Origin of the sequence: Robertmurraya sp. DFI.2.37 (genome assembly GCF_029211245.1) — a bacterium.
Taxonomy (GTDB): Bacteria; Bacillota; Bacilli; order Bacillales; family Cytobacillaceae; genus Robertmurraya; species Robertmurraya methanolica_A.
Map to the genome: position 1 here is coordinate 14,190 of NZ_JARGEJ010000043.1, position 19,660 is coordinate 33,849.

24 protein-coding genes are annotated in these 19,660 nt (G+C 40.8%); 20 read left to right on the top strand and 4 right to left on the bottom strand.

Annotated elements, in window-relative coordinates; translation table 11 throughout:
• Nucleotides 1-451 precede the first annotated feature (451 nt).
• Genes PZE06_RS18755 through thrB form a run of 3 tightly spaced genes read left to right on the top strand, consistent with a single transcriptional unit; the run spans nucleotide 452 to nucleotide 3,719 of the window.
• Nucleotides 452-1,750 carry a homoserine dehydrogenase gene (locus PZE06_RS18755; RefSeq protein ID WP_275791847.1) on the top strand — a complete coding sequence of 433 codons (1,299 nt, stop codon included), beginning with the start codon at nucleotides 452-454 and terminating at the stop codon, nucleotides 1,748-1,750.
• On the top strand, nucleotides 1,747-2,811 hold the full coding sequence (gene thrC, locus PZE06_RS18760; protein WP_275791848.1) for a threonine synthase: 1,065 nt from the start codon (nucleotides 1,747-1,749) through the stop codon (nucleotides 2,809-2,811). The genes PZE06_RS18755 and thrC overlap by 4 nt, the downstream gene beginning before the upstream one ends.
• Nucleotides 2,808-3,719 carry a homoserine kinase gene (thrB, locus tag PZE06_RS18765; protein WP_275791849.1) on the top strand — a complete coding sequence of 304 codons (912 nt, stop codon included), beginning with the start codon at nucleotides 2,808-2,810 and terminating at the stop codon, nucleotides 3,717-3,719. The genes thrC and thrB overlap by 4 nt, the downstream gene beginning before the upstream one ends.
• A 49-nt stretch (nucleotides 3,720-3,768) precedes the next feature.
• On the opposite strand, the gene PZE06_RS18770 is transcribed toward thrB, so the two are convergent.
• Nucleotides 3,769-4,002, bottom strand: coding sequence for a NifU family protein (locus PZE06_RS18770; RefSeq protein ID WP_275791850.1), 234 nt, complete (start codon nucleotides 4,000-4,002; stop codon nucleotides 3,769-3,771).
• Nucleotides 4,003-4,251: 249 nt separating this feature from the next.
• On the opposite strand from PZE06_RS18770, the gene PZE06_RS18775 reads away from it, so the two are divergent.
• The gene (locus PZE06_RS18775; protein WP_275791851.1) at nucleotides 4,252-4,587 is read left to right on the top strand and encodes a YuzD family protein; all 336 of its coding nucleotides are present in this window, start codon (nucleotides 4,252-4,254) and stop codon (nucleotides 4,585-4,587) included.
• A 50-nt stretch (nucleotides 4,588-4,637) separates the two neighbouring features.
• Here the strand turns inward: PZE06_RS18775 and PZE06_RS18780 are convergent, their stop codons facing one another.
• Complete coding sequence (locus PZE06_RS18780; RefSeq protein ID WP_275791852.1) at nucleotides 4,638-5,705, bottom strand: NAD(P)/FAD-dependent oxidoreductase; 1,068 nt, start codon at nucleotides 5,703-5,705, stop codon at nucleotides 4,638-4,640.
• A gap of 500 nt (nucleotides 5,706-6,205) precedes the next feature.
• Between PZE06_RS18780 and PZE06_RS18785 the strand changes: the two genes are divergently transcribed.
• Nucleotides 6,206-6,445: a YuzB family protein gene (locus PZE06_RS18785; protein ID WP_275791853.1), complete on the top strand. Its 240-nt coding sequence runs from the start codon at nucleotides 6,206-6,208 to the stop codon at nucleotides 6,443-6,445.
• A 203-nt stretch (nucleotides 6,446-6,648) separates the two neighbouring features.
• On the opposite strand, the gene PZE06_RS18790 is transcribed toward PZE06_RS18785, so the two are convergent.
• Nucleotides 6,649-7,344, bottom strand: a complete 696-nt coding sequence (locus PZE06_RS18790; RefSeq protein WP_275791854.1) for a DUF2225 domain-containing protein — start codon at nucleotides 7,342-7,344, stop codon at nucleotides 6,649-6,651.
• A 248-nt stretch (nucleotides 7,345-7,592) separates the two neighbouring features.
• Between PZE06_RS18790 and PZE06_RS18795 the strand changes: the two genes are divergently transcribed.
• The 4 genes from PZE06_RS18795 to PZE06_RS18810 all read left to right on the top strand — a co-directional run bounded on the left by PZE06_RS18795 (nucleotide 7,593) and on the right by PZE06_RS18810 (nucleotide 10,924).
• A complete protein-coding gene (locus tag PZE06_RS18795; RefSeq protein WP_275791855.1) occupies nucleotides 7,593-7,955 on the top strand; it encodes a HesB/IscA family protein in 363 nt (120 codons plus the stop codon).
• A gap of 218 nt (nucleotides 7,956-8,173) precedes the next feature.
• Entirely contained in the window at nucleotides 8,174-9,208 is a 1,035-nt protein-coding gene (locus tag PZE06_RS18800; protein WP_275791856.1) for a tyrosine-type recombinase/integrase, read from the top strand.
• Between the two features lie 685 nt (nucleotides 9,209-9,893).
• Nucleotides 9,894-10,418: a hypothetical protein gene (locus PZE06_RS18805; RefSeq protein WP_275791857.1), complete on the top strand. Its 525-nt coding sequence runs from the start codon at nucleotides 9,894-9,896 to the stop codon at nucleotides 10,416-10,418.
• A 101-nt stretch (nucleotides 10,419-10,519) separates the two neighbouring features.
• Nucleotides 10,520-10,924, top strand: a complete 405-nt coding sequence (locus PZE06_RS18810; RefSeq protein ID WP_483314078.1) for a DUF3102 domain-containing protein — start codon at nucleotides 10,520-10,522, stop codon at nucleotides 10,922-10,924.
• Between the two features lie 882 nt (nucleotides 10,925-11,806).
• Here PZE06_RS18810 and PZE06_RS18815 read toward each other — a convergent pair.
• Nucleotides 11,807-12,061 (bottom strand): helix-turn-helix domain-containing protein, encoded by a 255-nt coding sequence (locus PZE06_RS18815; protein ID WP_275791858.1) that lies wholly within the window; start codon nucleotides 12,059-12,061, stop codon nucleotides 11,807-11,809.
• Nucleotides 12,062-12,238: 177 nt separating this feature from the next.
• Here PZE06_RS18815 and PZE06_RS18820 point away from each other — a divergent pair, with 177 nt between their 5' ends.
• The 11 genes from PZE06_RS18820 to PZE06_RS18870 all read left to right on the top strand — a co-directional run bounded on the left by PZE06_RS18820 (nucleotide 12,239) and on the right by PZE06_RS18870 (nucleotide 19,474).
• Nucleotides 12,239-12,658, top strand: coding sequence for a hypothetical protein (locus PZE06_RS18820; protein ID WP_275791859.1), 420 nt, complete (start codon nucleotides 12,239-12,241; stop codon nucleotides 12,656-12,658).
• Between the two features lie 22 nt (nucleotides 12,659-12,680).
• Nucleotides 12,681-12,917 (top strand): hypothetical protein, encoded by a 237-nt coding sequence (locus PZE06_RS18825; protein WP_275791860.1) that lies wholly within the window; start codon nucleotides 12,681-12,683, stop codon nucleotides 12,915-12,917.
• 945 nt (nucleotides 12,918-13,862) lie between these two features.
• Nucleotides 13,863-14,321 (top strand): hypothetical protein, encoded by a 459-nt coding sequence (locus tag PZE06_RS18830; protein ID WP_275791861.1) that lies wholly within the window; start codon nucleotides 13,863-13,865, stop codon nucleotides 14,319-14,321.
• A gap of 57 nt (nucleotides 14,322-14,378) precedes the next feature.
• Complete coding sequence (locus PZE06_RS18835; protein WP_275791862.1) at nucleotides 14,379-14,846, top strand: hypothetical protein; 468 nt, start codon at nucleotides 14,379-14,381, stop codon at nucleotides 14,844-14,846.
• Nucleotides 14,847-14,903: 57 nt separating this feature from the next.
• Nucleotides 14,904-15,398, top strand: coding sequence for a hypothetical protein (locus tag PZE06_RS18840; protein ID WP_275791863.1), 495 nt, complete (start codon nucleotides 14,904-14,906; stop codon nucleotides 15,396-15,398).
• A 244-nt stretch (nucleotides 15,399-15,642) separates the two neighbouring features.
• The gene (locus tag PZE06_RS18845) at nucleotides 15,643-16,485 is read left to right on the top strand and encodes a hypothetical protein (RefSeq protein ID WP_275791864.1); all 843 of its coding nucleotides are present in this window, start codon (nucleotides 15,643-15,645) and stop codon (nucleotides 16,483-16,485) included.
• 99 nt (nucleotides 16,486-16,584) lie between these two features.
• A complete protein-coding gene (locus PZE06_RS18850; protein ID WP_275791865.1) occupies nucleotides 16,585-16,812 on the top strand; it encodes a helix-turn-helix domain-containing protein in 228 nt (75 codons plus the stop codon).
• 691 nt (nucleotides 16,813-17,503) lie between these two features.
• Nucleotides 17,504-17,890, top strand: a complete 387-nt coding sequence (locus tag PZE06_RS18855; RefSeq protein ID WP_275791866.1) for a hypothetical protein — start codon at nucleotides 17,504-17,506, stop codon at nucleotides 17,888-17,890.
• A 63-nt stretch (nucleotides 17,891-17,953) separates the two neighbouring features.
• The gene (locus tag PZE06_RS18860) at nucleotides 17,954-18,349 is read left to right on the top strand and encodes a hypothetical protein (protein WP_275791867.1); all 396 of its coding nucleotides are present in this window, start codon (nucleotides 17,954-17,956) and stop codon (nucleotides 18,347-18,349) included.
• A complete protein-coding gene (locus PZE06_RS18865) occupies nucleotides 18,346-18,828 on the top strand; it encodes a hypothetical protein (RefSeq protein WP_275791868.1) in 483 nt (160 codons plus the stop codon). The genes PZE06_RS18860 and PZE06_RS18865 overlap by 4 nt, the downstream gene beginning before the upstream one ends.
• A 13-nt stretch (nucleotides 18,829-18,841) precedes the next feature.
• Nucleotides 18,842-19,474 carry a hypothetical protein gene (locus PZE06_RS18870; RefSeq protein ID WP_275791869.1) on the top strand — a complete coding sequence of 211 codons (633 nt, stop codon included), beginning with the start codon at nucleotides 18,842-18,844 and terminating at the stop codon, nucleotides 19,472-19,474.
• Nucleotides 19,475-19,660 lie beyond the last annotated feature (186 nt).

Here is a 19,660-nt window from a genome sequence, read left to right on the forward strand (position 1 = left end):
AATTTTTCGGTCACACAAAAATTAGCTGCGCGTCATAGTCAATGAAAAAGGCAAGTATGGTATGTGATCGATATGCTTAAAACAGTAAGTGCAGGCGAGGCTTTCTTGCAGTGTTGTAATGATGATAAAAAATTAGATAAGCGCTTAATTGAACGCAGGACTTGTTGATTGGGATTAAAAACGTTTAAGCATGTCAGCTTTATTTTGGTCACTAGTGAGATTTGACTGAAATAGGAGAAAGTGTGTGAAATTTCCCTAAAAAAGATTAAGAAAATTATGTTAATCAAGAAAATTTGGAGTATACTTGGTTTTAAGATTTTATCACCGTTATTTTTCTTATTAAACAATTGATTTAAAAATTATATTGTAAAATAGCTCAACTCCCTCTATAATGTCTACTATATAAAAACAATTGTTTTCTCGGAATGAACACAACAGGAAGGGGATCGAAATGGAACCAATAGCGATTGGATTATTAGGGCTTGGAACAGTCGGTTCTGGTGTGGTGCAAATTATTGAAAATCATCAGGAAAAGCTAATGCACCAAATTGGACGGCCGATTCAAATTAAAAAAGTACTTGTAAAGGATCTGAAAAAGGAAAGAGCAGTTACCATTGAGCCTACTCTTTTGACAACAAATATTGAGGATATTATTAACAGCCCCGAAATTGATGTTGTAATTGAAGTGATGGGTGGTATCGAAGAAACAAAAAACTCTCTTATTCAAGCTCTTAAAAATAAGAAACATGTTGTGACTGCAAATAAAGATTTAATGGCTCTTCACGGTTCGGAACTGCTATCGGTTGCTATGGAGAATGGTTGTGATCTTTTTTATGAAGCAAGCGTTGCCGGTGGAATTCCTATTTTACGAAGTTTGGTAGATGGATTATCCTCTGACCATATTACGAAGATGATGGGAATAGTCAATGGAACAACAAATTTCATTTTGACGAAAATGAGCAAGCAGGGCAGTGCATATGAAGATGTATTAAAAGAGGCTCAGCAATTAGGCTATGCTGAAGCAGATCCGACCTCGGATGTGGAAGGATTAGATGCTGCTAGGAAAATGGCCATTTTGGCGACGCTCGGCTTCTCAATGAAAATTGACCTAGACGATGTAAAGGTTCAAGGGATTACGACGATTACGGAAAGGGATCTTCAATATGCCAAACAGCTTGGTTACACAATGAAGTTGATTGGGATTGCTCAAATTGAAGATGATAAGGTTGAGGTTAGTGTACAGCCGACTTTACTGGCGGATAACCACCCTTTATCGTCTGTGAACGATGAGTATAATGCTGTTTATGTGTATGGTGAAGCGGTCGGTGAAACGATGTTTTATGGACCAGGTGCCGGAAGCCTTCCGACGGCGACATCGATTGTTTCAGATTTAGTTGTCGTCCTTAAAAACATGGTGCTGGGTGTGAATGGGAAAAGTATTATCTCACCGCAATATGAAAAGAAATTAAAAGCTCCGCATGAAATTCTTTCAAAGTATTTTTTGCGATTTCATGTTACTGATAAAGTTGGCGTGCTTGCAAATATTACGGCACTTTTTTCAGAACGCGGCGTGAGTTTTGAGAAAATATTGCAACTACCAGTGAAGGAAAAAGGTTTGTCAGAAATCGTCATCGTGACGCATTCAACTTCCCTAGAGGATTTTGAAGGCATCCTAGCTCAATTAGAAGTATTACCATCAGTTCACCAAATCAAGAGTTCATATCGCGTAGAAGGGAATGGCCATTCATGAGGTGGAAAGGTTTAATAGAAGAATATCAAGAGTTTTTACCAGTAAACGAACAAACACCAAAATTGACCTTGAACGAAGGAAATACACCTCTTATCAAGCTTGATAGACTTTCAGCTGAGTGGGGAGTCGAGTTATATGTAAAAACGGAGGGAACGAATCCAACCGGTTCTTTTAAGGATCGAGGAATGGTGATGGCAGTTGCAAAAGCAAAAGAAGAGGGAAGCGACACGGTTATTTGTGCCTCCACGGGGAATACATCAGCAGCTGCGGCTGCTTATGCTGCAAGAGCAGGAATGAGATGCATCGTCGTCATTCCAGAGGGCAAGATTGCGATGGGGAAACTTGCGCAAGCAGTCATGTATGGAGCGGAAATTATTTCGATTGAAGGTAACTTTGATGAAGCATTGAAAATGGTGCGCAATATTAGTGAAAAGGAACCAGTCACCCTTGTTAATTCAGTCAATCCATACCGTTTAGAAGGACAAAAAACAGGTGCGTTCGAAATATGTGATCAGCTTGGTGGCATAGCCCCTGATATTCTAGCAATCCCTGTAGGAAATGCAGGCAATATTAGCGCGTACTGGAAGGGTTTTAAAGAATATCATGAAGTTAAAAAGACAGGATTGCCAAAAATGCATGGCTTTGAAGCAGCAGGGGCTGCGGCGATCGTTCATAACCGAATTTTTGAAAATCCTGAAACGATAGCGACCGCCATTCGCATTGGAAATCCAGCGAGCTGGCATCTTGCCACAGCTGCGGCGGAAGAATCAGCTGGAGTGATTGATGAGGTTAGCGACGAGGAAATTATTGCAGCTTATAAGAAAATTGCCAGTACGGAAGGTGTTTTTGCTGAACCTGGCTCATGTGCATCATTAGCAGGAGTATATAAGCATATTGAAAACGGAAAAATCGCTAAAGGAAGCAAGATCGTAGCCATTTTGACAGGAAATGGTTTAAAAGATCCAAATACGGCGATTGAATTTAGTACGATTAAGCCTGTCCTACTTCCAAACGATGAGGAGGCTGTGGCACGCCACATTCGGGGAGTGGTCCATTCATGAATGAATATGACATGGTCCAGATCCGAGTGCCTGGAAGCACGGCTAATCTGGGGCCAGGCTTTGATTCACTAGGATTGGCACTTAATTTATATTTGACATTAGAGGTTGAACGAGCAGATAGCTGGGAAATCATAATGGAATCAGAGGAATTAAACGTTTTTCCAACTGACGAAAGCAATTATATTATTCAAATCGCCTTACAGACAGCCGAGCTTTTTCAAAAAAGTTTACCTTGTTGTAAAGTGAGGATGGCAAGTGAGATTCCATTAGCACGTGGATTAGGCTCCAGTGCTGCAGCCATTATTGCAGGGATTGAGCTGGCGAACGTTATGGGCAAGTTGGGGTTGACCGAGGATGAAAAATTTAGACTGGCAACTGAAATTGAGGGTCATCCTGATAATGTTGGAGCTTCTCTTTTCGGTGGGCTCGTGATCGGAAGTCAAATGGATGATGAAGTTGTTGCTATTGTCGAACACACGATTGAACTTGAGTTGATTGCTATTATTCCCAAATTAGAGCTTCTAACGAAAGACTCACGTAACGTACTTCCAGCGCAACTCCCCTATTCTGAGGCAGTACGGGCTGGAGCGATCGCCAATGTCCTAGTAGCAGCACTTCTAAAAAAAGACTACGCGTTAGCAGGAAAGATGATGCAAAGGGATCTGTATCATCAGCCTTATCGGAGAAAGCTTGTTCCTCATTTAAATGAAATTGAGGAAATAGCGCTTGCTTCTGGAGCATTTGGGGTAGCTTTAAGTGGAGCTGGTCCGACTGTTATTTGTTGTTCTGAAAAAGGTAAAAGTGAAAAACTTCTTGATGTTTTTCAGAAGTGGGATTCAAATATGAGCTACCGCAGGTTGAAAATCGATCAGCAAGGCAGCAGAGTAAAGGTACAAAAATGCGTATAATGTAAAAAAAGCGATCTCGGACTCGAGATCGCTTTTTTGGAAATTGATTTTAGAATACTTGTTCAACTTCTATTACACCAGGTACTTCCTCTAAAAGTGCACGCTCAATACCAGCTTTTAAAGTGATTGTAGAACTTGGGCAAGAACCACACGCACCTAATAAACGTAATTTCACAATACCGTCTTCTACATCTACTAATTCACAGTCCCCACCGTCACGAAGAAGGAATGGACGTAATTTATCTAATACATCTTGAACTTGTTCAAACATTTGCTCTGCCATCTTAATCGCTCCTTTCTTAATACTTATTATAATCTCTCTTTCATAAAAAATCTATTGAAAAAGGATGAAATCCAATATTCAGCATTTCCAAAAAGAGGTCATTCACATTGTATTCTCTGTTAGAGCGGCAACATTCTCAATCGTAATCAGCCTTCGAAGGACATGACGAGATCGGCTATTGAGTAGTGAAAATTTACTAACGGAACTCCTTATTGTAGAATATTCTTAAGTAACAAGGGGGGAACTGACATGGTGAAAAAAAATGTTGACATCGTCGTATACGGTGCGGAACAGCTGTGCCCAAGCTGTGTGAATCTGCCATCATCAAGGGAAACGTTTGAGTGGTTGGAAGCGGCAGTAAGTAGAAAATTTCCAAATCAGGAATTTCAAATCTCATATGTTGATATTTATAATCCACCAGAGGATGAGGAAAGAAAGGATTTCGCTAAAAGAGTAGTAGACGAGGACATGTTTTACCCAGTTGTTTTGATTGAAGACGAGGTTGTAGGTGAAGGGAATCCACGTTTAAAAACGATATTTGCAACTATGGAAAAATATGGATATAAGGAAGAAGCAAGTTCTTAGGCATATTAAAAGGCGCTGTTCTTTTCCATGAGAACAGTGCCTTTAAAGACTCATCCTTTATGGTATTTATACATCCATAGAATCCCGGATTTTAATAGTCGTGCGACTCTTCCTGTTATAGGGCGATCAGCAACTAAACCAAAACCGTGCTTTTTACCGAGAGAACCAAGGACACCCTTTAGTTTAATAGTTGGTAGTTCGTCAGGAAGTTCTTGGTTATTCCAACGCTTTAATAAAATGTCGACGATTTGTTCTGCCTGACCTTCTGCAAGCTGTGCGCTTGGTGCGTGTGGGAGGCTGGCGCAATCACCGACGACATAGACATGCTCATTTCCAGGAATATTGTGATGAGGAGTTAAGACAATGCGACCTTGACGATCTTTTTCGACATTCATATTCTGGACAATTTTGTTTGGCTGAATGCCCGCAGTCCACACGATAATGTCACTTTGAATCGGCTCGTGATGATTATATAGAATCCCTTCTTCAACTCTTGTGATGTTAGAATTATTGACGATCTCAACATTATGATTATCAAACCAATTTTCAACATACGTGCTAAGACGAACAGGAAATGCGGAAAGAATATGGTTTCCCCGATCAAAAAGTTTAATCTTTAGATCTGGGCGACTTTCGTTGAGTTCGCTAGCTAATTCAACTCCGCTTAACCCTGCACCGACAATGCTAACGACTGAACCTGGTGCCAAATTGTTAAGAGCCTGATATGTTTGGCGAGATTTTTCAATTGTTTGAATGCTGTAGGTGTACTCTTGTGCTCCAGGAACATTGTGATATTTATCCTCACAGCCTAACCCGATAACTAAATCATCATAAGAAATCGCTTCGCTGTCTTTTAAAAGAACCTTATTTTCTTGAAGATTGATTTCAGTAACCTCGCCATATTGAATGTTCAATCTTGGGTGCTCAGGGAAAGGAACGCGGATGTGTTGATCTGAGATGGTCCCTGCTGCAAGAGCATAATACTCTGTTTTAAGGCAGTGATACGGTGTGCGATCGATTAAGGTGATGGATATGTTTTCTGGCAGTTCATTTGGCAAGAGACGAGAAAGGATTCTCATACCCCCGTAACCTCCACCTAAAATCACTAGATTTTTCATTTTGAATATCCCCTTTATGCATCTCTATTGTTGATTTCTTGTTGAAGCCAAAATAAGTGCTAATTGAATGATCCATTTGATGTCAAACCTATTTGTCTATTAAAATCGAAGTTTCCATGTTAATAATAAGGAAACACTCAGGTTGTTGACAAACGCTCGCTTTCTTCGTTGCTCGCCTTGTCCGGTGCTCATTACCTCCATGGTAACTCCGCTCATCTCAAGGCTTCGCTCCTCGAAAAACAAACGTTTTCAATCAGCCTGAAGGTGACTGATTTTATTTATTGACTTTGTCTATACTCTGGTAAACACTATAAAGTTCATTCAAAGTATAACGAAATTGTGACAAAATCACAACATATTCATGGCAAAATTTCGAATATTTTACTAAAATAATGATAGAAATAGTAATAAAGTTATCTAATAGATCGAATTAGTATGACACATAAAAGTTAAAATGAGAGGAATTCCATGTCATCGACGGGAATGTTAAGGTGAAGTGATTGTTTAGACCGATGATCGAATTTTGTATTAGCAATCTTGCGAGCGGCTCTCAAAAAGCAAGAGAGATTCTGGAAAAGGACTCTAATTTGGATATTATCGAATACGGTTGTCTAAATTATTGTGGAAAATGTGCAGCTTTCCACTATGCATTAGTTGAAGGTACAGTCGTCACAGGGGAAACACCGGAACAATTGGTGGAGAATATTTATCAGTATTTAGAAGAACAGATGCTGATCTAGATAGTCAGCTAAAGCTCTTGCTATTTGAAGAGAAGAACTGGGACATAGTGAAATGAATGATGTTTGTAGCGTTTAATGAGGACTACACTCTATGTTCTCCAAAAGTTGAAAGAAGGGGAGCTTTAGTGGGGATTTGTCCTCATTGAACACTTGTGAAAAAATAACTCAGAGAATTCATTGTGCCTCTTTTTTATCGTCAATTTTTAAAGATTGTCTGCTTTTTGCATTTCTCGTATTTCTTGCCAGCGTTCTTTCGCCATTTCGACAGTGGTTGCTTCAGTTGTATTTTTCTGGTTCTCAATCACTTTTGAAAAATACTTGGTGGCTTGGTCAATATTATTAGTCCGTCTTGATAATTCTCCTATTAAATAGAACATGCGCACTTCTGTAACCTGTGTTCCTTTATAATCATCTGTTGTGTAGGATTCCACATATTCGTTTAAAGCCAAGTTCGTAAACCGCAATTCTTGTTCTTTATTTTCTAATTCACGATAGAGCCACGCAAGTCTCATATATAACCCAGCAAGATTAATATGCTTTTCTTTTTTTAACGTTCCACAGTATGATGCAAGCTTAAGTGTGTGAATTGCTTGTTGTGCATTACGTTCACCGCCAAAATCTTGTGAAACCCATTCATTGCACACTTTTTCCGTTATTACTTCTTTGCTTCCAGGTGCAAAAAACGGAAGAAAGTCATCGGAGAATGAAAATCCGCAATGTGGGCAAACCTTCACGTAGTAATACAACGGATTGACACCATCAGTTGAATAGATCGGCCGAAAGTCAGTGTCGTATTTTACCATTCTAACAAAACGGGAGCGAGCTTTCTTTGAGGTAAAGCTATTGTTACACATAAGGCATTCGTAATTTTTATCATATAATGGAAGTAATTCTGTCAAAGCCCTTCACCCTTTCTATATGCTAAAATTCTAACATGTCTACATTATATCGCATTTTTTATAGATGAACGCATCGAAATACATACTACTTTTTACTCAATTTCATCATTAGCTTCCATAAAAAAACAGCTAATAAGCAAGCAGGCTAGTTGAGGAACGGTGAAATGCTGTATATACTAAGTAGTAAGAAGGGCAAGAATGAAAGTATTACTTGCTAACTTTTTTATCCTAAAGAATAGGAGGGAAAATTGATGGATGTAGTAACTATTACAGAAGCTGCTGCTTTGCAAATAAAGGATATGATGAAAGAAAATGAGGAAGAAGGAGCTTATCTCCGCGTTGCTATCCAAGGTGGCGGTTGCAGTGGTTTGTCGTATGGCATGGGTTTTGCCCATGAAATTGAAGAGGGGGACACTCAATTTGAACAGCATGGAATTCAGATTTTAGTTGACAAAGAGAGTGCTCCAGCTTTAAAAGGGACGAAAATTGATTATAAGCAATCGTTAATGGGCGGCGGATTCACGATTGACAATCCAAACGCGATTGCTTCTTGTGGATGTGGCTCATCGTTCAGAACAGCTACGAATACAGGTACTCCGGAGAATTGTTAGCGTCATATCAACGTTTTAAGCCGTTTTAGGTTCCGTGATATTTAGTCGTTAAGCTAATCGGAAACTATTTCGGAGGGTTGCGGATAACGCTTGAAATTTGAGCAAACACAACCCCGCAATTGTATAAACACAACCCCGAAATATGCGGATATAGGTTGCGGATAACGCCTTCTTGACGGTAGATGTTCAAATACTATCGTTAGGGAGGCTTTTTATTTATGGCGTTACAAAAACGGGCGAGAAGGAAGCAAGTCGGCAAAATATCGGATAAGCAAAAATATCCGAAACTTACGCTAGACCAAGCGATTGATTTAACTATTGCGGCAAAGCAAGCGGAAGGCTTGCGCGAGCGGACGTTAAGAGATTACGGTAAGATGTGGAAGTATTTCACGGACTGGCTAAGAGAAAATTACGAAATAGAAACGATAGACGAACTTACGAAAGACGTTTTTCAAAACTACGTAAACTATTTGCGTTATGACGCTAAGCGATACGATGGGCATAAGTATATAGACACGGAAAAGCAAGGCGTCGGACTTAAAGAGGCATCGATAAATATTCGGATTCGCACTTACCGCGCCATATTTAATCATTTAGAACGTGAGCAACTCATCGAAGTAAATCCGATTCGTAATTTAAAGGAATTGCGTACAGATATCGATTTAACAAACTGTTTTACGGACGATGAAGTAAAGGCAATCCTTGCTCAACCGAATCAGAAAGATTATGTGGGTTTTCGTGACTTTGTCGCTATGAATGTTCTACTTGATACAGGAATTCGCATGAATGAATTAATTAATCTAAGAGTTTCTGAAATCGACTTTCAAACAAGGTTTATAACGTTAGAGGGTAATCGTAATAAGAACCGCAAGCCTCGTCTAGTTCCGTTCTCCGCATATGTTGCAAAATTATTGCTGCAATTAATCTCGGAGAACCGCGAACATTTTAAAACAGACCGCTTATTCTTGTCCTGTTACGGTGAAAACCTCGGGTGGAACCAGTTAAATAAACGATTGAAATACTATGCAAAGAAGGCAGGCATCAACGGTAAAAAAGTAACGAGCCACGTCTACCGCCATACATGGGCGAAAAATATGGTACTTAACGGTTGTGACCCGTTCACCTTGCAGAAGATGGGCGGATGGGCAGATATACGTACTATGAGGCGATATATTCAAATGGATACTACGGAAATGCGTCGTAGTCATGACGAGTATTCGCCGATTAATAGCATTCGAAATAAGCGAGTTTGATTTAAGCGTCACCTTAACGGGTGGCGTTTTCGTTTGTAACATCGATACCCCCATACGGTATATATAGGAAGAAACTCGGAATCTTACGTTACATGATGTTACAATACAGCGATAACGACCGCTATTTTACCAGCCGACGCCGCCCGACGCGTGACCCCGCCAAAAACTCGAGGGCAGCCAACCGTACAACTATGCGGAAATAATAAGGGAAATAGGCGCTATTATATGCAGTAATATCGGGAAATACTTCGGTTATCGGTCGTATGAACAGCGTTATATCAACGTTGTATAAATGAGTGCATACGCATAATACGTTATGTTAACTACGGAATGGGCGCGAGTATGCACCGTTGACACATTCGACATAAAGGCGCTAGTTTACCTAATCAATATTATGGGAAGTCGATTTGCATACGGTATACATTCATATTCAGTCGTAGGACAACATACAACCCGCTTTAATACGGTGGGGTGATAAAGGGGGGGGGCGTGGTCAAAATCCTAGCCGCCTCCTCAGGCCCGTCTTAAATTCGTGCAAAATTTTATACTCCGGGGGTAAATTGACGCCATCACACGAAATTCACACGCTAAAAAAGAACTGCACACGCTAGAATAATTTTCCAAAATTCGAAACAATTACGCTAAAATAGACGTATAGGTTGTTAGACAAACAAGGAGGGTGACGATGGAAAAGGCGAAGAAACCGTTTTACAAACGTTGGTGGTTTTTTGCGATTCTTGTGTTCTTATTACTAGGTGCCATTGCGTCGCAAGGAGAGGAAACGCAAGAACTCGAGCGAGACAAGCCGAAAGCAGAGGTGAACGATGATAAAAAGCCGGAAAAAGTCGAAGTCGAACCGGAAAAAGAGCGCGAGTCGGTGGTGCTTGAAGTGACTGACACAGCTATCGATATGGCCGTTGAGACAACCTTGCAAACGCCCGAAGTGAGCGACGCAGCTATATCTGTAAAGAACGATACGATAAGCTTTGCGGTGATTGTAGGTGCGTCAACCAACAAAGAAACGGCACAAGAAATAGGCGACAATTTCATCCGACAATTATCCGCGTTTACAGACGGCAGCACGCCCACGAAAGATTACTATGGGGAACTATACGATGAGTTTGACGTTTTAATTACGATTGCAGACCCGGCAGAAAACATAATCGCACAGGGCGCAAAGGTGAGAACGTCGCCAAAAATAACATGGTAAAAGCGTAAGCAAGCCTCGGTTAAGTAGCCGAGGTTTTTGGCGCTTCGGAACTCTCGACTGACCTAAACGTAATCACGGCGGAGATAAACGCATATCAACGAGTGGCTGGCGAAGCAATATTCGAGATTGGACGCCGGTTGAAACACGTTAAGGAAAACGATTTGGCGCATGGGGAGTTCGGAAAGTGGCTAGAAAGTATCGAAATTCATGAACGACAAGCGCAAAGATTAATGAAAGTTGCTGAAGAGTTTAGCGCAAAGCCGACCACGTGGTCGCATTTACCTTTCCGGGCACTATACGAAATCGCAACGTTACCGCCAGAGCAACGCGACCAACCGCATACCATCCCGTCAACAGGCGAAACGAAAACAGTCGACGAAATGACGGTTCGGGAACTTCGGGAGGTGAAAAAGGCGTTAAAGGAAGCGGAAGCCCGCGCACGGCTTTCGACTATGCCGGAAACAAACGCGATAAGTTATATTATCCGCAATATTACAGCGCTTTAACTGACGAAGAAGTGCACGAAGGTATGGCGAAATGGGCGCAGAAGCACGCTAGATAACGTTAATCACTCTACAGTGATTTACCTAAGTCACTCTATAGTGATTGACCTAAATCACCGTACAGTGACGGTAATAATAACAAACGTAATAATAACGAACTTAATAATAACAAACAAAAGATTGCGCCAATATTCGCTATCGCTCATATATGTCGCTGCGCTTTTATTACTTAATACCTTTATCGCAGATAGTGGAGCGTTAGCGACACAGGCTTGTTTACAAGACTAAGAATAAATTTCACACCTAAAATCGCTGTAACCGTTGGGGGAGTAAGGTGGAAGGCGGTTTTTAGTTGTACGAATAAGGTCACACTTTCGGGCGATTTGTACGAATAAGGTCACACTTCGTACGTTAACGTATTAAAGCGATTCTTGTTTTTAATTTGTGACCGTAAATTCTACGGTTAGTAAAATCGATGGCGGTTTTGCCCGATTCCCGTTCGTGGGAATTGGCGCAACATCCGTCGTGCTTAACCGTTTATCAAACGCTGACGTACACGGCGACAAAGCGCTCGACCCGTCATGGCGGGCGAAGTTACTTGCGGGCGAGTTGACGGACAGCGACGCAATCGGGTTGATTTATCGGGCGCTCGAGCGCGGACTGATTCAAGGCGACAAAAAGCTGCAATAATTATCCGAGTGTATTATGAGAAAGAAAGGCGGAAAGAAAAAGAACGCCAACTAGGGGGGGGGAATAAAATACCAAGAAATATCGTTAACATCAAATGATGTAGACGATAAAAAGGGGAGTACTTCAGAACGACTTTCAAAAAAAAGCGGGAATTAGTAAAACGCAAACGTCCCGAAGAAACAAAAAAAAGCCGCCTTAATTGGCGGTTTCTTTAATTTCAATAAACTCGACTACTTCTTCAATTTTGCAATCTAAATATTCGCAGATTAGAGCGATAACATCAAGTGCAACAAACTCACCGTTGCTCATTTTCGCAAGCGTAGACGGTGATATTTTTAATTCCCGGCGTAAATCCGTTCTTGTTTTATCACGCTTAATTAACGTAATTTCCATCGGTTTGTAGGATGGTTTTAATCTCTCCGGTTTTCTCCGTCCTTTTGCCGTTTCCATGCAACTTCACCCCATATTTTAACTGTATAAATTATAGCATAAATTAAACATCTTATTCGACTTCTCAAATTTTTTGCACAAAAATTGTTGACTTGTTATTTTAGATGTTGTAATCTATGTACAAGAAGTCGAACATAAATTACGAATTTATAGATTAAAAAATATGGAGGTTATCGTGTGGAAATCGTAAAGAATGAATACTGTAACGAATGTAAGTCGTACACTCACCTTATCGTTACTAGCTTTAATTCCGATAGTATTTTCGCGAAATGTCCGTTATGTTCTGCTGAATTTGACTTGATTTACGACGAAGGTCGTATTTCGCAATTAGTTGAACATAAGGAAATAATTTATACGGCGGTAAATGACCCGGACTTTGGAGAATCGAAGCAAAAGGTTGTTATCTTGGCGGGTAACATTTTAATCGATTTGTCCGGCGATAGTTGGGTTTTCCGTGTAGTACATAAGTCATTTACTAACTACGTTGACCTTGATGACTGCTCGCGATTCGAACTAATAGACTTTGACGCGAATGTAGATTTTGAATGGCTGGCTAAAGCCTCGTTTTTGGAAGTAGTTCGTCGTTTTGCAAAATAATTAATCTTAGGAGTGATTTATTATGTTAAAACCATTAATCGTTAAGCCTGTTCAAGTGAAATTCGTTAAAACTGTCGTTGGCTACTGGAATTTATATCTCGTTGACTATCCGCATGTTAAGCCCGTTAATCTTTCACCGGCTCAATTTCGCGAAATCTTTCCGGAGGTTTCACCTAAAGCCCGTCTCGGCTGCGATGAACTCGACCGCACGTTTGCAAAAACTCTATTTGCTAGTTTCGCAGATGCACAGTCCGCTTAGATTGCCGCGTCGACCCGATGATGCTGAACGGCTGGCGGAGGGTTGAGCGTAGTGCCCTAATGCAAAAGGCGAACTGGCTCGGACATGCTTGCGGCAACAAGCGTGTCAAAGGTGGACAGCTCAATTAGGCGGGGGCGAGTCCGAAGGCAAGTGCGGCAACACTTGCGGTATGACTATCGATTTGGCGGTCGATAGTTGGGGCGTGGAGTTTGGCGGCTCCGTGCCCGAAATTTTAAAAAATATAGCTGAGTAGCTTGGTTTAAAATTGGCGTTTAAATCAGGCTTATTTGGCTATGTCTAAATAATAGCATAAAGGAACGTATGTTCGCAATAGTTTTTTTTAATTTTTTTTGCGTAAAAGTGCGCAGGCGTGATTTTATTTGCGTTTAATTTTGTGAAGGCGGAAAAATTTGTCCGAAAATAAAAACTCGCGGGTATTATTATATGACAGAATGATTCACGCTTTTTAATCTACACCAACGCATATATAACTTACTACTTGTTTTGAAATTTTTAAAAAAATATTTTGCGGGGCTAAAACCGCGCTATAATGGCGTTTTCTTCCCTTTTGGAAATAATTAGGATGTACCAAACTGCGTTGTGAGATGGGGGGTAGTTATAGTAGGTGGAAAATTTTTTTTGGCGATGCTAAGTAGCTATATAATGGGGTTTTAAGTGTTTGGCAATAAATGGGATGACCCAAAATTCGCAAAATCGAGCGCAAATCATATATAGAGGGGTATTTTTTCAGTTCCGCTCCTTCAACTTAATTAATCGTTCAAACTTGAAAGTGTGCGAAACGAAATTAAGTCTCGTTTAATAGTACGACAGCATATTTTTCCGAATATGTGTGCGAAATGAAAAGTAGTGCGTCAATAAAGGTAAGAGGAAATTCCGCAGGTGACTGCGATCTTTATAAAACATATTAAAAGGAGATGTACTTTAATGGCAAAGAAATTTTATGAGGTAATTGAAGTAGAAAGTGGACAAGCGGTGGACTTTATCATTCTGGATAAAATGCAGGACCCGGAAAGAGTCGCGATACTGATGGATCTCGGCGATAAGTATGAGTTGCAACGTGTTACTAAGTCAGACGGTTTAGTCGATAAACTGACGGATTGGTACAACTTATACAGGAAAGAGGTTGTTGTTAAAGAGTTCTTAGGCAATGTAAGTGTCGATAGCGGAATGTTAATGATTGCCGACCCGTGCTACGTAAAAGAATCGCTTGAAGATAAATGCGAGGAAATTGGCGAATTGATTGACAACGAGGCTAGAAGTGGGCAGGTACTTAACGGTTTTTGTTTAGGGTTTAGTCCGGGTTATGGTGACGGACTGTATGACGTCTTTGCTAAGAGGGATGAAAATGGCCGCATCATAAAAGTTGAAATAATAATGGAATAATCGCAGGCGGGCTGCGTTGACATATATCAAACTATTAAATTTAAGGGAGAGATTGGAATGGCACAAGTTAAATTAATCAGTGTATTACGTTTTAAGAGTACCATCGGAAAGCTTAATGAAACAAGAGGGTTGGTTTTTAAAAAGGTAGAATCTGCGGATTGTGGGAACCTTAGTTATTTTCACGCATCTTGTAATAAATTAGACCTAATGATTAGTAAAAATGTCGATGAACTAAGAAATTCAAGGCCGATAAAAGGAACTAAAGCTTCGCTTGATAGATTGCTATTCACGGTTGGATGTATGAATAAAGAAATAGAATTATTACTTGAAAGTGCATTTCGTGGCGAACCAATAACAAAAGGAGCAATTGATGAAAAACTAAAACCATTAAGCGAGGAGTATATATCGGAATCTCAATCGTTTATAGAAAAAACGTTTAGAATTTTAGTTAGAGAGGTTAAAGGTGACAAAATTATCGCGGAATCATTGATTAAAGAGTTATCCGACATAGCAACATCGGCATAAAGCAACCGCCCGGCACTCGTCGGGCTTTTTCGAAAATTTATAAGGAGGGGACTCGAAATGATTGAAACAGAACTATTAACGAAGCCATTGCCGAACAACAAACGCCAACTACTAGAGGGGAGGAACTACGAAATGTATAACCTCGACCTATTGCGCAAGGTATTTCCGCGGATAATTGCCGAGCATAACGCTGCATTCGGTCGAAAGCAGAACAAGCCACAGATTCGCGACATTATTGCACTATATTTTTACCTACTTTCGTATGTCGACGGAACTCATACGCGAGCCGACGGAAGCCCTAGCGATAGATTCGGGGCGAGTTTTCCTGCGGTTACAACCATCGCGAGTGATTTGGGAATTGCTCAAAAACGTATTAAACCGTTGTCCGATATTTTAGAAGCGAACGGACTCATTCGTCAAAAGCAAGTTTGGAACGGTAAGTGGTATATTGTTTCATTCTGTCCGCGTATTAGTGACGACGGCTATATCGTGAATGAGGACGGGGAAAAAGTCGTGCCGGATTCGTCTATTTATTTGCGAGATAGGCATTAGAGAGCGGTTAGGAGAATGGCATTAGATAACCGTTTCCTAACAGGTATTAGATATACTTCTAAACATACCAACGTAAACATACCAACGTAAACATACCAACACAACAAAAGATTGCGCTCATTTCATTCGCGCTGCCCTTTATATATATATATATTATTTTTCGCGATAAGTTCTTTTTTAAAGAAAAGGATATACCAACAGCAGACAGGCATTAGATGACCGTCACGCAAAAAGGAGGGAATCAATGAAATTGACTAAGGTACGGAAAGAGGGAGGCGGAAAAGATTTCAAGACACCGCAAGAAAAAGACGTACAAGCCGCATTAAATGTATTTTGGTACGTGCACTACACGAAAACATACACGACCGACGAGCGCAATCGACTAGCGGAACAGTTCGCGAAGCAATGGCTCGATCCGACGAAGGTGAAAATCGATAAGGCATTCATTCGGCATCCGGCGACTGCCAAAAGAGATTTCAGCCGTGATTACACGGTCGCGGAAGTATTGGCGGATTTTATCATGCGAGTCGACCAAGTGGCAGAGCGTTCGGAAGAATATCCCGTCAATAATCCCGACCATGCCGTTAACGGTGCGAGGGAACGCCAGGAAAACGAACGGTCGATATATTTTCAATACGAGGATGATATTGCAGAACAAAAGGGAGAAGAGCCGCGTTTACCTCCGTATTCTGTTCGCGAAAATAGTATTGTCGCGGAAAACTCTATCGAAGACGTACTTTTCGCAGAACATTCACCGGACATAATCAAATTTCGCGCAGAACTACGACACGTTAAACAGTTTGCGGAGTTTTATGCTACGACATTCGCAGAGGAATACGGATTCAAAAAGGCGGAAACGATGCGTAAAATTAAGAGCCTAGATTTATCGAGAGTAAGAGAATGTGAGATTTGCGGAAGTGCGTTCTATGCTCACGACCTTCGACGTCATGTTTGCGATATGCAATACGGAATAAAAGCGCATCGTGTGAAAGGAAAAACGCCAGTCTATGAAGTGACGGACGAATCTACTTGCGAATTAGAGAGAGAACGAATAAAAGCGAGAGAACGGGCGAAAAGGGTGATTTAGCCGAGGAAAAGTCCATTATATAATAGAAGGACAAATACTGGCGCGCGGTGTTTGTCCGTTATTTTATTGGTTTATTTGAAAACAAAAGGAGGGTTTGTGATGAATGGAAATCTCTTTAGGGCTTTAAGGATGCGAGAAGGCATGACACAAGAAGAATTTGGCGCAAAACTTAATTTATCGAAATCGGCAATCGCTAACATCGAATCAGGCAGGCGTCCAATTTCCGATAAAGTACGCGCGCGATTGGCTCAAAAATTTGAAATAGATGACAACTTATTATATTTTTTTGAGTCTTATAGAAAAATGGAAGATATTTTCCCAAATTAACATTATCACAAAATACGAGGAGTATCAACAGTGTACACAGATAATCGAAAACAAATTTATGAACAAATAGGAAAAGGGCGCCAGCCGATAGCCGAAGTTTGGAAAAACGGGCGACTCATCGCGGCCTTATTCAACAGGGCTTTCGCATGAACCAACGGAAAGTTAACTCGATACAATCAAAACTCGGAAGCCTTGCCCGCCACAACTGCGCTAATTTCAAAGAAGGCGGACGATGCGACTTACAAATGAGCCGTCAATGTGTCGTATGTATTAAGACGGACAGCCTACCCGGTAATGTCTGCCCGTATTTCATGCGCTATGTGTTGCCGATAGACGCAAAACTTAATGATGAGTATCTCGAATCATTTTCGAGAAGGCATCCGTTGAAAGGAACAAAGAAGAATCTAGCGGAGTGTTTGCGATGCGGGACGTCGTTTGTAAAACGAGGTAATCGGTCGAAATACTGCGATGATTGTCGGAAGTTGAATGAACGGGATAAGGCGAGGGCTAGAAAACAGAAAGAGCGTAGGAAAATGTCACGGGATTGACGTTGCAAAGACCTTGATATAACAACTTTTTGAAATGCAATTATTTGGAGTTCGTACCAAATACCCTACTTTACTGAATACTGCACTTTAAAAGCGTGACAAGTAATGAGGGGAACACTTTATAAATTAATGGAGGCGACTTTATGGAGTGTGTTTATAGAGTTAGCGAATACGGTCGTAGTGGTGTTACTGAGACTTATTTAGAACGAGACGGGTATCGCCCGTTCTTTGCAAATGAAATCGCACATATTCGATATTCCGCGTCGGAAGTCAACAACACGTATTTGCTAGATTACGAGGTATTAACTGATAAAGGGGAGCAAGTTGCATATAGTCGTTGGCATTCAATGGCTAAAAATAAACAATTAGCTGAAATTGAAGCGATTGAAAAAGCGATTAAGGCAGTACACTATTGCGCTAGTGTCCCTTGTGTAATTGGACATGAATCGGCGGACGATGTGATAGGGAGGTTACAAAAAGAATGCGAAAGGATAAACGAAAGCGAAAGCCAAGAGTCCGGAAACGAGTAATGACGTATACCATTAGCGAAGTACTGCCGGATTATATAAAACAAATATTACGGAGGTTTTAAAATGACAAATTGGGAAGAAAAAAGAGCGGAACTAGAGCGCGAGGTACTAGAAGCAAAACAAAAAGTAATGAGGTATGAAAGAACACTACGACCTTTTCGGGACATAACAGATAGTGAGTATCGGCAAGCTAAAAAACGCATGATAGAGGCGGCATCGGAAATCAGTCAAGGAGATTATGAGGTAAACAAGCCGGCTGACCCATTAGCGGATATGAGTCTTGAGCAACTAAAAAAACTGTATGAAAAAGAAAAGGCGGCTTATGTTGGCGACGGTAAAACGTGGGGAGACGAGGGCTTTGTTGCACGTCCTACTGGTGACGCGAGAGAACTAACTAAACTCATGAGAATCCAAACGAAAATCCAAGCGCTTGAAGCGGCAGAGGGTGTTGGCGAATGAAATACTCGTTGTATTTAGCAACGGCGGGCGACGATAAGCACACCGTTTACTCGTATGTTATCTCAAACTATGAGGGCATAAAGGATAGCGGCACTTTTGTTGCTGTTGGCGAGCGTAGACATGACGAAAGCTATTGCGGACATATTGCAATGCAAAGGGCGTTACGCAAAGCCGCCAAGATGGAGGGCGTCATTCAACTCCACATTAACTTCGATTCGACACTTTATCCACTTGCTTTGGAGGTCATGGGCGTTGAAAGTGCGCTATATCCTTCGCTTGAGCGGACGACTCAACGGATAATCCGTCGCTTTGACTCATATGAGGTAGGCGCTGGCGAATACGACATCGAGGATGCAGATATTTTCCAAGCAACAGCCATAGACGAAGCGGTGGATAGAGTGGAGAATCTACGAACAATAAAAGGTCGGTGGCAACTGTTTAAAGACCGATTTATTAATCCGCATAAAATAATCAGATAGGGAGATTGATAGGATGCAAAAATTTAAAAAAAGCAAGGCACTAGAAGATTTAATTAAAAAACGTGAAGAACTGCAAGAGAAATCTATTGAAAAGAAGAGGAGGATTCAAGAACTTAATGATGCCAATCAAACCAAATTATCACAAGTAAAACAAGAGTTGAAAAAGGCCGTTATTGAATATGCAGAAACTCCTAGCGATGAACTAGAGGAAAAAATAAGTAAACTCGAGAGGGAAGAAGTGATATTGACTGCAAAAGTTGCGGGTTCCCGACAGCGTGAAACAACAGTTTTTCAGTCCGATATTAGTGAGTTAGCGTCAATAAATGCGCAAATTGAGGCGCTTGCTGAAAAAGAGTACACGGAGTATTATCGTGCGGAAGAGGCACGCATTTATAAGAAAATAGCGGAACTTAAGAAAGAATATCTTGAGACTGTAAAGTACTTTCACGATATAAAAGACTCAACAAATCGAGAGTATAACAGTATTACCAGAAAAGGCGGAATTGTAAGTATTTACGACCCTGACTTTTTTTGGAACAGGGGTGAATATAGACCGCTTGGGATTACTGAATATGAAGTAAAAAGAGCGCTATCATTTGGAGAAGTTGATGATAGAAGAGAATTTCCGAATAAAAAAATGGGATGAGCAGGCACTATCGCTTATCATCCGTTTGCATATACCGTATTAATAGCCCCGCAATTTTCCTGCAAATTTGTAAACTCGAGGGTTAGTAAGTTATACAACGAGCATTTAAGGGAGTAACACGATAAGAGTGGCGTCCATGTGACGCTGCTTTTTATTTTACTAAAAATATACCATATGGGGGTATCT

Coding starts and splice junctions, on each gene's coding strand:
- PZE06_RS18865 (WP_275791868.1), top strand. CDS start 18,346: ATGAAATACTCGTTGTATTTAGCAACGGCGGGCGACGATAAGCACACC.
- PZE06_RS18800 (WP_275791856.1), top strand. CDS start 8,174: ATGGCGTTACAAAAACGGGCGAGAAGGAAGCAAGTCGGCAAAATATCG.
- PZE06_RS18805 (WP_275791857.1), top strand. CDS start 9,894: ATGGAAAAGGCGAAGAAACCGTTTTACAAACGTTGGTGGTTTTTTGCG.
- PZE06_RS18830 (WP_275791861.1), top strand. CDS start 13,863: ATGGCAAAGAAATTTTATGAGGTAATTGAAGTAGAAAGTGGACAAGCG.
- PZE06_RS18860 (WP_275791867.1), top strand. CDS start 17,954: ATGACAAATTGGGAAGAAAAAAGAGCGGAACTAGAGCGCGAGGTACTA.
- PZE06_RS18850 (WP_275791865.1), top strand. CDS start 16,585: ATGAATGGAAATCTCTTTAGGGCTTTAAGGATGCGAGAAGGCATGACA.
- PZE06_RS18835 (WP_275791862.1), top strand. CDS start 14,379: ATGGCACAAGTTAAATTAATCAGTGTATTACGTTTTAAGAGTACCATC.
- PZE06_RS18855 (WP_275791866.1), top strand. CDS start 17,504: ATGGAGTGTGTTTATAGAGTTAGCGAATACGGTCGTAGTGGTGTTACT.
- PZE06_RS18775 (WP_275791851.1), top strand. CDS start 4,252: ATGGTGAAAAAAAATGTTGACATCGTCGTATACGGTGCGGAACAGCTG.
- PZE06_RS18825 (WP_275791860.1), top strand. CDS start 12,681: ATGTTAAAACCATTAATCGTTAAGCCTGTTCAAGTGAAATTCGTTAAA.
- PZE06_RS18780 (WP_275791852.1), bottom strand. CDS start 5,705: ATGAAAAATCTAGTGATTTTAGGTGGAGGTTACGGGGGTATGAGAATC.
- PZE06_RS18840 (WP_275791863.1), top strand. CDS start 14,904: ATGATTGAAACAGAACTATTAACGAAGCCATTGCCGAACAACAAACGC.
- PZE06_RS18815 (WP_275791858.1), bottom strand. CDS start 12,061: ATGGAAACGGCAAAAGGACGGAGAAAACCGGAGAGATTAAAACCATCC.
- PZE06_RS18770 (WP_275791850.1), bottom strand. CDS start 4,002: ATGGCAGAGCAAATGTTTGAACAAGTTCAAGATGTATTAGATAAATTA.
- thrB (WP_275791849.1), top strand. CDS start 2,808: ATGAATGAATATGACATGGTCCAGATCCGAGTGCCTGGAAGCACGGCT.
- PZE06_RS18845 (WP_275791864.1), top strand. CDS start 15,643: ATGAAATTGACTAAGGTACGGAAAGAGGGAGGCGGAAAAGATTTCAAG.
- thrC (WP_275791848.1), top strand. CDS start 1,747: ATGAGGTGGAAAGGTTTAATAGAAGAATATCAAGAGTTTTTACCAGTA.
- PZE06_RS18870 (WP_275791869.1), top strand. CDS start 18,842: ATGCAAAAATTTAAAAAAAGCAAGGCACTAGAAGATTTAATTAAAAAA.
- PZE06_RS18755 (WP_275791847.1), top strand. CDS start 452: ATGGAACCAATAGCGATTGGATTATTAGGGCTTGGAACAGTCGGTTCT.